This window comes from Blautia sp. HA3515 (assembly GCF_059933065.1).
Genome location: NZ_JAYFUY010000115.1, coordinates 1 through 11,509 on the forward strand (window position 1 = coordinate 1; position 11,509 = coordinate 11,509).

Genomic DNA, 11,509 nt, shown 5'->3' on the forward strand with positions numbered 1-11,509 from the left:
GCTGCAAAGGATGAGCAGAGAGATATTGAGGCACGTATCGAAGAGATCGAGAAGATCCTGAAGAATGCAGAGGTTGTTGTTGAGGATGAGGTAGACCTTGACAAGATCAATGTAGGCTGTAAGGTAAAGGTTCATGATTATGAATTTGAAGAGGACATTGAGCTGAAGATCGTTGGTTCTACAGAGGCTAACAGCCTTCAGGGCAAGATCTCCAATGAGTCCCCAGTAGGCAAGGCACTGATCGGTGCGCATACAGGAGATGTGGTTGAGGTAGAGATGCCCTCAGGTATTATGAAATACAAGGTTCTTGAGATTCAGAGATAACGTATAACACTTTATCTGCCGTTCAGAGGTGCAAGGCCCATGGGCGGCAGAAATTTTTAAGAAGATAGGGAGAGCACGAAAGTGGCAGAGCAGAAGAAGCAGGAACAGGATTTAAACCAGCTGCTGAAGGTCCGCAGGGAGAAGCTTGCCGAACTGCAGGCAGAGGGAAAGGATCCATTCAAAATCGTTAGATATGATGTGACACATCACAGCCAGGATATTAAGGATCAGTTTGAAGAACTGGAAGGAAAAGATGTAACAATCGCCGGACGTATGATGTCCAAGCGTGTAATGGGTAAGGCATCCTTTTGCCATGTACAGGATCTGAAGGGCATGCTCCAGTCTTATGTGGCAAGAGACAGTATTGGAGAAGATGCGTACAAAGCATTCAAAAAGCTGGATGTAGGCGATATTATTGGTATTAAAGGCCAGGTATTCCGTACAAAGACCAACTGGAGAGATCTCTATTGATGCTTCCGAGGTGACACTGCTTTCCAAGAGCCTTCAGGTCCTTCCGGGAGAAATTCCACGGACTAACCAATACAGATACCCGTTATCGTCAGAGATATGTGGATCTGATCATGAATGCAGAGGTAAAGGATACATTTATCAAGCGTTCAAGGATCTTAAGCGCAGTTCGCCGTTATCTTGACGGACAGGGCTTTATGGAAGTAGAAACACCTATGCTGGTATCTAATGCCGGCGGTGCAGCTGCAAGACCTTTTGAGACTCATTTCAATGCACTGGATGAGGATTTCAAGCTTCGTATTTCCCTGGAGCTTTATCTGAAGAGACTGATCGTAGGCGGTCTGGAAAGAGTTTATGAGATCGGCCGTGTATTCCGTAATGAGGGTCTTGATACCCGTCACAATCCGGAGTTCACACTGATGGAGCTTTATCAGGCATATACAGATTATCATGGCATGATGGATCTTACCGAGAATCTGTACCGTTATGTGGCACAGGAAGTTCTGGGTACTACCACCATCGTATACAATGGTGTGGAGATGGATCTGGGCAAGCCATTTGAGAGAATCACCATGGTAGATGCAGTTAAGAAGTATTCTGGTGTGGACTTTAATGAGATCCATACACTGGAAGAGGCAAGAGAAGCTGCAAGAGAGCATCATGTAGAGTTTGAGGAACGCCATAAGAAGGGTGATATCCTGAATCTGTTCTTTGAAGAGTATGTTGAGGAGCATCTGATCCAGCCTACATTTGTTATGGATCATCCGATTGAGATATCTCCTCTTACAAAGAAAAAACCGGAGAATCCGGATTATGTAGAGCGTTTCGAGTTCTTCATGAATGGCTGGGAGATGGCAAATGCGTACTCCGAGCTGAATGATCCTATTGACCAGAGAGCACGTTTTGCAGCTCAGGAAGAACTGTTCGCACAGGGTGACGAGGAAGCTAACCATACAGACGAAGATTTCCTGAATGCATTGGAGATCGGTATGCCGCCTACAGGTGGTATCGGCTTCGGTATTGACCGTATGTGCATGCTCCTTACAGATTCTGCTGCTATTCGTGATGTGCTGCTGTTCCCGACGATGAAGTCACTGGACGCTGACAAGAAGGCAAATAAGACTTCCGAAGCAGCTCCTGCAGCGGCAGAAAAAGTTGCTGAGAAGGTTGATTTCTCCAACGTAAAGATCGAGCCAATCTTTGAAGAAATGATTGATTTCGATACCTTTGCAAAGGCTGATTACCGTGCAGTAAAGATTCTGGAATGTGAAGCAGTACCGAAGAGTAAGAAGCTTTTAAAGTTCACTTTGGATGACGGAACAGACCGGAAACGCACGATTTTAAGCGGTATTCACGAGTTTTACGAGCCAGAAGATCTGATTGGCAAGACAGCGATTGCAATCGTAAATCTGCCGCCGAGAAAGATGATGGGCATTGATTCCGAGGGTATGCTGATTTCAGCAGTACACGAGGAAGACGGGCATGAGGGATTAAATCTTCTCATGGTTAATGACCGGATCCCGGCAGGTGCGAAGCTGTACTAAGAATGGATTGAAAGTTATAAAATTGTAGGTTAGATGTTGTGTACTACAACAGAGGTACAACAAATTTTTGTTGTATAATACGTGATAACACTTGGTATTACGTTTGTTGTATTATGGAAAGTAAATAAGAGATTTTGTATAAAGGACATTTTTCTAAAAGAGATTTTGGAAAGATGTCCTTTTTTGCGTGCTGCAATAAGCGGCTAACAGTGTTTGAGTTAATGTCAAAATATTATTATTGGAGGAAAACGAAAATGAAAAACAGTACAGCGTTAGGAGCAAAAGAAAAAACAACTCACACAATAACTTTCAAAAGCAAACAACACGAAAATTTTTATCAGGAATATTTATCAAAAGACAGATATCAAGATGTATATTACAAAGCATTGGTATATTGTCTCGGAATTAGTGAGGACACGAGAAATCATGTGGATAACATTTATGATTTCAAAACAGGAAATATTAAGACAGAATGTCTGAAGGAAGGATGGCAAACTAGTGGTAGTTTAAAAATTATCCGTATGGCATTTAACCTTTATTGCAATGGAACTCCAAGTGTTTTTGACATTGATGATGCGGATGGACAGTTGCAGGAATGTGGATGCTATACAGTAGAAGACTTATTTTGCTGTGGTTATGCCAGATATTTTTGGGAGGCAATTAAAATCCGGTATCCGGAATATTGCTTTTACCAGGACTGGGAGGATTTCTTATGTTAAAAATCAGATTGCAGGGAACCACCAATGATATTAAGTGGTTCCAGAAAATCCTGCAGAGGGATAAAAGAATCAATGTACTGGAAATGTCAGAAAAGTACGCAAATAAAGGAACAAAAAAATATTTTCGTGTGTATGCAGAAATTGATAAGGCTGTCAGGCCGGAACAGTAAACGGAGGAGAAAGTTATGTGTAGAGTGATTGCAGTCGCAAACCAGAAAGGCGGCGTTTCAAAAACAACAACCAGTATCAATTTAGGAGTAGCTCTGGTTCGATTAGGAAAAAGAGTGGCGCTTGTGGACGCAGATCCGCAGGGGCATTTAACTTTGGGATTAGGATTCCCAAAAAAGATCCGGGTATCCTTGAAGAATATGATGGAAAATATCATCATGGGTATGGAGTTTGACCCGATGGAAGCTGTTTTAAGGCATAAAGAGGGAATTGATGTCATTCCATCGAATAAGATGCTGACAGGTACGGATCTGTCACTGATTACAGTAGAAAACCGGGAAAAAGTTTTGAAAGAATATCTGGAACTTCTGGAAGATAACTATGATTATATTATCATTGACTGTATGCCCTCTCTGGGAATGCTGACGATTAATGCGTTAAGTGCAGCGGACAGTGTTTTGATTCCGGTACAGCCTCAATATTATGCAGCGGATGGTTTAGTTGAGCTTTTGAGCGTAGTGAAAGGAATTAAACAGCGTTTCAATCCAGGATTGGAGATTGAGGGTATTCTGTTTACGATGGACAGCAGCCGCTATAATAATTCCAAACGGAATAAGCAGGCAGTGAAAATGGCTTATGGTAAAGAAATGCGTATTTTTGAGAAGTCCATTCCCAGATCAGAGGCAATCGCAGAGACTGCTTCTGAGGGGGTGAGCATCTTTGCTTATGACAGCAGGAGTAAAGGGGCAAAAAGCTATGCGGAGCTGGCAGAGGAGGTGCTGAACCATGCGTAAACCTCAGAAAGAGATTCAGCTTACTTCCTACAATGAACTGCTTGGGATTGATGATTCCGTCAATCCCGGCACAGACAGGATCGTGGAGATTCCTATATCAGACCTGCATCCGTTTAAAGGCCATCCCTTTAAAGTTCTGGATGATGAAAAAATGACGGAAACGGCAGAGAGTATCCGCAATTATGGTGTGTTAAATCCGGGGCTTGTCAGGCCGAGAGCAGAAGGTGGCTATGAAGTGGTTGCAGGACACAGGAGGAAACGTGGCTGTGAACTGGCGGGAAAGGATACAATGCCTGTTCTTATCCGTAATTATTCAGATGATGAAGCGGTCATCATCATGGTAGATTCCAACATCCAAAGGGAGAATATTCTGCCCAGTGAAAAGGCATTTGCTTATAAGATGAAATTGGAAGCCATGAAACATCAGGGAGCAAAAGGTACCGGAGATACTGCCGATCTGGTTGGAAAAGAAGCTGGAGACAGCGGAAGAAAGGTGCAGAGATATATCCGGCTGACAGAACTTTTACCGGAGCTTTTGGATATGGTAGACAATGGAAAGATAAAATTTATTCCGGCAGTCAGCCTTTCGTACCTGTCAAAAGAAGAACAGGCATGGGTACAAGCCTGTATTAAGGAAAAGAGTGTTTCCGTCAGCGGAGTGATGGCAGACGCCTTAAAAAAACACAGTGAGGATGGAAAGCTGACGGAACTGGCAGTGCAGTTGATTTTGTCTGAGGAAAAGAAAGATACAGGCAAGGTGACGCTTCCGGGAAATAAGATCAGCCGTTATTTTCCAAAAGAATACAGCAGACAGCAGATTGAGCAGGTTATTTTTGAATTGCTGGATAACTGGAAGAACAGCCATTAAACGGGAAGGAGGAAAAGCAAAATGGCAAAATATGATGTTACATTTGATTATTTTCACGGCTATGAATCGGAGCAGTTTGCTTTTTACCGTATCCCTAAAGTGCTGTTTACGGATGATTATTTTCGTAACCTGTCCAGTGATGCAAAGGTGCTTTACGGTCTGATGCTGGACCGGATGGCATTGTCTATGAAAAACAGATGGATTGATGAAGAAAACAGGGTATATATCATTTTTTCACTGGAACAGGTCATGATGTACATGAACTGTGGCAGGGATAAAGGCATGAAAACCCTTGCAGAGTTGGATACAAAAAAGGGAATCGGTCTGATTGAACGGGTGAAGCAGGGATTTGGAAAGCCGGATGTTATTTATGTGAAAAGCTTTGTGATGAAGGAGAAGCCGGAGCCTGTACCGGAACCGGAACCGGAAGCGTTTGAAACAGAGGGAGAAGGTCTGTCTTCTGACGAGGTCGGAAATGCCGACTTGTCGAGGTCGGAAAAACCGACCTGCCGTGGTCGGAAAAACCGACCTGACGAGGTCGATAAAACCGACTTATCGAGGTCGGAAAAACCGACTTATCGTGGTCGGGAAAGCCGAAGTCCAGAGGTCGGAAAAATCGACCCTAATTATACTTATTATAATAATACTGATTTAAGTGATACTGATAGGAGTAATACCAATCTTATCAATCCATCAGAAAGACAGCCCGCAAAGCGGTCTGGGAGGATGGATGAGATGGATGTCATACACGCATACACAGCCATTGTGAAAGAGAACATTGAGTATGACACCCTGATCCAGTCTGCAAGGCTTGGCGAAAAGGAATACATAGACGAGATTGTGGAACTTCTGGTAGAAACCATCAGTGCGAAGCGTGATACTCTGAGCATTGGAGGTGCAGAGTACCCTTACCAGTTTGTGAAAAATAAACTGTTGAAAGTGGAAAGCTCACACATCCAGTATCTTTTGGAGTGCCTGCATGACAATACGACAAAGATACACAATGTGAGGGCCTACCTTCTTGCCTGTATTTTTAATGCACCCTCAACGATCAACAATTATTACCTGGCAGAGGTCAACCACGATATGTACGGAGGAGGAAATTTATGAGCAGGAGAGAATTTTTAAACAAAACAGTCATGCCGGTGGGAACGGTTCTGTTTCTTGCATTTTTGTTCCGTCCGCTGTGCATGGTGCAGGGGGAACTTGACTGGCGGCTTTTGATGCTGCTTGTGGGGATACCTTTTGGAATCCGGAAAATGTTTCTCTGGGTGGTTCCCAGTGGAATGGGAATCGGCGGAACTGTCGGGGTGGCAGCTTTCAACCTGATGGCCGGCGGAGTAATCGGCAGTGTGATTATGGTATGGCGGTTGCTGGTGGCTGTTTTCACGATGATAAAAGGAGTGGCTGTGGGAATCTGCCGGATTACCGGAATCGGCAGATAAGGAGTAGAAAATGGAGGATGGAATGGACAGAAAGCTATTGGAGCGTTTATTTTATGACGGTATCATGCCGAGAAAAAAATGCTGTCCTGAGAAAAAGGATTATCAAGATACCATGAAGCTGTGTGACACGGTGGAACAGGAATTTGCAGCATTGCTCTCGCAAGACGAAGCAAAGATGTTTCAGGATTATAAAGAATATGCGTCCAGTCTTACCACGATGGAAAATGCAGAGAGTTTTATGCAGGGGATGGCATTAGGCATCCGGTTAACTGCAGAAGCGTTTACCTTGGGAGACAGTAAAACAAAATAGTGAAAATGAGAAAGCAGCCGTGGAATAACAGGTTGCTTTTTCTCTGTCCATTTTTCAAGAAAGGAACGGGTAAAATGGAGCTGTTGATTTTAATTATTTCCATACTGGCATTTCTTTTGGAACTGTTCGTATTCTGGAGCTGCATGATGGCAGGCAGGGCTTTGGATGAAGAAATGAAATGCTATGAATACGAAAAAGAAAAGAAGCATAAGAAAAAACTTCCCGACAAGTTGGCGGGAAGCGGAAAAAGAAAGAAGCATATTTTTTGAGGAAGGAGGCAGGATTGGTGGAGATCGCAGAGAAACTCCGGTATTTTCGCAGCCAGAGGGGATTGTCACAGGAACAGCTTGCGGAGCGGGCGGGGATTCATGTTAATACCATACGGAAATATGAATTGGGATATCGGAAACCAAAGATAGCGCAGTTAAAGAAAATAGCGGGCGGCCTGGAAATCAGTGTCATAGAATTTCTGGATATTGAAATAGAAAATGAAGCGGATCTGATAGCAGTATTGAAAAAAATCAGTCCGTTTTTTAAGTGGGAGGCATTCGCCGGATTGTTTGGGAGGGAGTAAGGATGACAGTTGTCATTTGTTTTATTGCGGTACAGATCATTATGTTTTTCTTCCTGTATCCCCTGTTGGTTGCGGGAAAATGGGAAGATGAGCAGATGCAGCGGTTATTTGAGGAAAAACGTGCGGCAGAAGGCCGGAAAGAATTGGAGGATAAGATGGAATCACAGAGAGATGTATTGCGGATGATTGAAAAAGAGATCAGTAAGGGAAGTGTTCCGGTACGGTTTGCCGGGATGGGATTTACAGAGGACACCTATCATCTGGTGGAAAGCAAGGCGAAGATGAACCAGCTTTTAGATTACTTTTTCCGCATCGGAGAATTTGCAGCACTGGCAGATAAGCAGGTAAGAAGCAATGTGTATATGGATGCCGGATTCAAAAAGGTTAATTTCCGAAGCGCCATTTCTGAATTGGACAGAAGAAATATGGAAGCTGCAGCAAAGCGGTGGATGAAAAAGAAACATCCTTCCTTTGACGGGGATGTGTATGTGGAGAACGTCCGGTGCTTCCTGGAATTTCCGGAGGAAGAAAGGGAAAAATATGAATGTACCGTAAACGGAGAGAAAACCACAGCACTGATTTTCAGCAGGAAACATTTGTCGGGATTATACTTGCAGTGCCTTATTTACCGGAAGGAAGCAATGCAGCATATGGAGCAGTTGGAAGGGCTGTCGGAAGTATGCAATCGGATCTACCGATTGGAAGACGTGGATGTACTGTTTCAGTGTATGCTGTTTGACCAGATGGAGTGGGAGGATGGGAAGGTGTACGGGCATTTTAGTACCGTGTATTTGTTAAAGAATCGAGAATGAGGATGACAAACAGAACCGCATGGGATAAAATATAAACATTGGGAGGTGAAAGCCATAACAGAAAAAGAGTTGATTGGTCTGGTACATCACTCTATGTATCAACAGTGGGAAAGGCGTGGTTACGCAGCACCCGTAGATACATTGATAGAATGTGGTGTACTTCCGAAAAAAGCATATGAGGAATGGCGGTTTGGGAAAGTTCCGTATTTGGAAAAAGTGTGTATCGTTAATCTACATAAGCTGTCATTTATCATGCACCAGATGCGAGTGTTTGCAAAGAAGAACCAATGGACACCGTCGTTCTGTTATTATAAACAGTGGGGAATAAAGAAAAAAGACGGGCAAGGGCATAAACCTGTGATCCCACTCCGATTTAGTAAAAGCGGGGAAGCGGAAATTGAAAGATGGTATGCAACACATTTTGTGGATAAAAAGAAAATTAGTCTTTTGAAAAAGGAACAGCATGGGAAAAAGTAATAAAATCTGCCCAAATTGCGGTAGAAAAATGAAACAGCAGTTTATAGGGTTACAGCACTGCAAATGTGGTATGAGCTGGAAAAAGGATATAGGTTTTTTTACCCGTACCGATGACATGGTTTTTGCCCTGCAGCGGAAAAACGCAGGTAAGAAAATCAAGCAGGTTCCGGTTATCCGGAATAAATAAAATATAGTTTACACTTACATAATGTTATAACAGCCGGCAGGTTCCGTTTAGAAAAATTGGATCTGCCGGCTGTTTTGTTTTCAGGATAACTTACCGACAAGTTGTCGGTAAGTGGAAAGGAGCCGCCTATGGAAATATATTTACATCATCTGCTGATACCACCGTAAATCAGAACAGCAGGAAGAAAGGAGGTCATGCAGATTGGAAGAAGAAGTTACCCAAAAAACGATTGCTTTGTCAATTAAGACTACAAAGGTAACGGCAGATGTGCTGCGGATGATGCTTAGGAAGTATCTGGAAGCACAGAAGCAGAAAGGGCCGAATCCGTATAAACAGGGAAAGCAGACATACGACCAACTGAGGGAACAAGGCGTGGGTTTGTCCAATATCCAGATTACGGATGGCAATATTAAATCCTTTGAACGTGTGGCAAGGGAATTTAAGATTGATTTTGCTTTGAAAAGAGAAGATAACGGAAAGCCCCCGACTTATTATGTGTTTTTCAAAGCGCCGGATGAGGCAACGATGGATCTGGCTTTCAAAAAATACTTAGGAAATCAGATGTTAAAAAAGGATAAGCCGTCCATCATGGAAAAACTGGCTCATTTTAAAGATACAGTATCGAAAGGCATGAACCGGGAACGGGCAAAGGAACACCAGAAAGACAGGGGGCAGAGCTTATGATGGGAAAACAGGTAACAACCCCAAAAAAGAAGCAGGATAAAAAGAAACCCCGCCCAGAAAAATGTGTGCACCTGGAAAAAGAAAGAGATTTTCCCTTCCCCCGAAACAGCATACCCGGCAAGATGCAGGCGGATTTATATGGATTTACCCATGATAAGATGGAAAGATTGCAGAGAGCAGACCGAAAAAAGCTGTTCCTGCTCAATTTCCCATATCTTCTATTTGCTTATGTCTGTAACAAAATATGCTGGCTGTACCGTGTCAGTTCCGGTGGAACGGCGTGGGATAAGTGCATGGAAACACTCAATTATTTTGAGCGGGCGTTTGAAAATCCGATTCCGAGTTTCTATTACATGGATGTATTTTACGGTATTCTGGCGGGATCGCTGTGAAGCTGATTGTCTGTTACCGGGGAAAATGCAAAGAAATACCGGCAGGGTGTGGAGTATGGTCTCGCCAGATGGGAACGGAAAAGGACATTCAGCCTTATGTTGACCCTGTGTTTGAGGAAAATATCATCCTGACGGAAACAGAACGGCTGATGATGTCCGGCAGACCGAAAGAGCCAAAGTATGCCAGAAACAAAATATTCGGTAATCGGCGGTTCCGGTTCCGGCAAGACACGTTTCTTTGTAAAACCCAACCTTATGCAGATGCACAGTTCTTATGTTGTGACAGACCCCAAAGGGACTGTACTCGTGGAAGTGGGGCATTTGCTGGCGAGAGGTTCGCCTATGACAGACGAAAACGGAAAGATAATTCGGGACAAGGAGGGAAAAGTGGTTTACGAGCCTTATAAAATCAAAGTGCTGAATACGATCAATTTCAAAAAATCCATGCATTATAACCCCTTCGTGTACATCCGCAGTGAAAAGGATATTCTGAAGCTGGTAACTACGATCATTGCCAACACAAAGGGCGAGGGGCAGCAATCCGGTGAAGATTTCTGGGTGAAAGCCGAAAAACTGTATTATTGTGCGTTGATCGGCTACATCTGGTATGAGGGCCGGGAAGAAGAAAAGAATTTTAACACGCTTTCTGGCGCTCATCAACGCATCAGAAGCCAGAGAGGATGATGAGAACTTTAAAAATCCGGTTGACCTGATGTTTGAGGAACTGGAAGCAAAGACCCCGGATCACTTTGCAGTACGGCAGTATAAGAAATACAAACTTGCGGCAGGTAAGACAGCAAAGAGTATTTTAATCAGTTGTGGTGCCGAGACTTTCTCCATTTGATATTGCGGAACTGCGGGAACTGAGTGCGCTATGACGAGCTGGAACTGGATTTATTGGGAGACAGAAAAACAGCTTTGTTTGTTATTATTTCCGATACGGATGACACATTGAATTTTGTTGTGTCCATCATGTATACACAGCTATTTAACCTGTTATGTGACCGGGCGGATGATGTGTACGACGGAAGACTTCCGATTCATGTACGCTGCCTGTTAGACGAATTTGCGAATATCGGGCAGATCCCCAAATTTGAAGAAGCCGATCGCGACGATCCGAAGCCGTGAGAGATTTCAAGCTTCTGTTATTTTGCAGTCAAAGAGCCAGTTAAAGGCGATTGACAAGGATAATGCGGACACGATTGAAGGAAATTGTGACACGACACTGTTCCTCGGTGGAAAGGAGAAAACAACCTTAAAAGAGATGGCTGAAATTTTGGGTAAAGAGACCATTGATCTTTACAACACCTCGGATACCAGAGGTTCGCAGCGTTCTTATGGACTGAATTACCAGAAAACAGGGAAGGAGTTGATGAGCCAGGATGAGATTGCAGTCATGGACGGCGGGAAATGTATCATGCAGCTTCGTGGAGTCAGACCGTTTTTCTCTGATAAATTCGACATCTGCAAGCATAAGAACTATAAATACCTGTCGGACTATGACAAAAAGAACCGCTTTGATATTGAAAAATATTTAAGCACCAATCTTGTAATGAAGCCGGATGAAGAGGTGGAAGTCTACAGGATGTAACCAGTAAACGGACAACTTCCCGACAAGTTGTCGCAAAGTTAAGGGAGGAAACAATGGATGTTTATGGAAGAAAAAGCAGCCGATACCCCATCGGTCAAAATGAAAGTAACGGCTGCAGCTATGTCGGATTTTCCATAAGAAAAATCCTGTAC

The 11,509-nt window shown here is 43.5% G+C and carries 13 protein-coding genes and 2 pseudogenes; all 15 read left to right on the plus strand.

The features are described 5' to 3' along the window. Window positions 1-324 (plus strand): transcription elongation factor GreA (greA, locus tag R1Y93_RS09715; protein ID WP_500822652.1); only part of this gene is annotated, 324 nt, incomplete at its 5' end. Between the two features lie 81 nt (window positions 325-405). Then, window positions 406-2,336: pseudogene (lysS, locus tag R1Y93_RS09720) on the plus strand (lysine--tRNA ligase). 254 nt (window positions 2,337-2,590) lie between these two features. Beyond that, window positions 2,591-3,055 (plus strand): DUF6075 family protein, encoded by a 465-nt coding sequence (locus R1Y93_RS09725; protein ID WP_144093314.1) that lies wholly within the window; start codon window positions 2,591-2,593, stop codon window positions 3,053-3,055. Beyond that, on the plus strand, window positions 3,049-3,225 hold the full coding sequence (locus tag R1Y93_RS09730) for a hypothetical protein (protein WP_186290008.1): 177 nt from the start codon (window positions 3,049-3,051) through the stop codon (window positions 3,223-3,225). The genes R1Y93_RS09725 and R1Y93_RS09730 overlap by 7 nt, the downstream gene beginning before the upstream one ends. Window positions 3,226-3,240: 15 nt before the next feature. Beyond that, entirely contained in the window at window positions 3,241-4,017 is a 777-nt protein-coding gene (locus tag R1Y93_RS09735) for a ParA family protein (protein WP_144093306.1), read from the plus strand. Continuing rightward, window positions 4,010-4,885: a ParB/RepB/Spo0J family partition protein gene (locus R1Y93_RS09740; protein ID WP_144093304.1), complete on the plus strand. Its 876-nt coding sequence runs from the start codon at window positions 4,010-4,012 to the stop codon at window positions 4,883-4,885. Before R1Y93_RS09735 ends, R1Y93_RS09740 begins: the two co-directional genes overlap by 8 nt. 21 nt (window positions 4,886-4,906) lie before the next feature. Further along, window positions 4,907-5,995, plus strand: a complete 1,089-nt coding sequence (locus R1Y93_RS09745; protein ID WP_500822653.1) for a DUF6017 domain-containing protein — start codon at window positions 4,907-4,909, stop codon at window positions 5,993-5,995. After that, the gene (locus R1Y93_RS09750; protein WP_144093300.1) at window positions 5,992-6,330 is read left to right on the plus strand and encodes a DUF6050 family protein; all 339 of its coding nucleotides are present in this window, start codon (window positions 5,992-5,994) and stop codon (window positions 6,328-6,330) included. Before R1Y93_RS09745 ends, R1Y93_RS09750 begins: the two co-directional genes overlap by 4 nt. Before the next feature lie 10 nt (window positions 6,331-6,340). Continuing rightward, the gene (locus R1Y93_RS09755; protein ID WP_500822654.1) at window positions 6,341-6,640 is read left to right on the plus strand and encodes a DUF6809 family protein; all 300 of its coding nucleotides are present in this window, start codon (window positions 6,341-6,343) and stop codon (window positions 6,638-6,640) included. Between the two features lie 74 nt (window positions 6,641-6,714). Beyond that, window positions 6,715-6,909 carry a hypothetical protein gene (locus tag R1Y93_RS09760; RefSeq protein WP_144093296.1) on the plus strand — a complete coding sequence of 65 codons (195 nt, stop codon included), beginning with the start codon at window positions 6,715-6,717 and terminating at the stop codon, window positions 6,907-6,909. A 17-nt stretch (window positions 6,910-6,926) separates the two neighbouring features. Further along, window positions 6,927-7,214, plus strand: a complete 288-nt coding sequence (locus R1Y93_RS09765) for a helix-turn-helix domain-containing protein (RefSeq protein ID WP_243121615.1) — start codon at window positions 6,927-6,929, stop codon at window positions 7,212-7,214. A 2-nt stretch (window positions 7,215-7,216) separates the two neighbouring features. Next, the gene (locus R1Y93_RS09770; protein WP_294651146.1) at window positions 7,217-8,026 is read left to right on the plus strand and encodes a hypothetical protein; all 810 of its coding nucleotides are present in this window, start codon (window positions 7,217-7,219) and stop codon (window positions 8,024-8,026) included. A 45-nt stretch (window positions 8,027-8,071) separates the two neighbouring features. Continuing rightward, window positions 8,072-8,503: a hypothetical protein gene (locus R1Y93_RS09775; protein ID WP_500822655.1), complete on the plus strand. Its 432-nt coding sequence runs from the start codon at window positions 8,072-8,074 to the stop codon at window positions 8,501-8,503. A gap of 388 nt (window positions 8,504-8,891) precedes the next feature. Beyond that, window positions 8,892-9,374, plus strand: coding sequence for a PcfB family protein (locus R1Y93_RS09780; protein WP_144093288.1), 483 nt, complete (start codon window positions 8,892-8,894; stop codon window positions 9,372-9,374). A gap of 158 nt (window positions 9,375-9,532) precedes the next feature. Then, window positions 9,533-11,357, plus strand: a pseudogene (locus R1Y93_RS09785) (VirD4-like conjugal transfer protein, CD1115 family). Window positions 11,358-11,509: the final 152 nt, after the last annotated feature.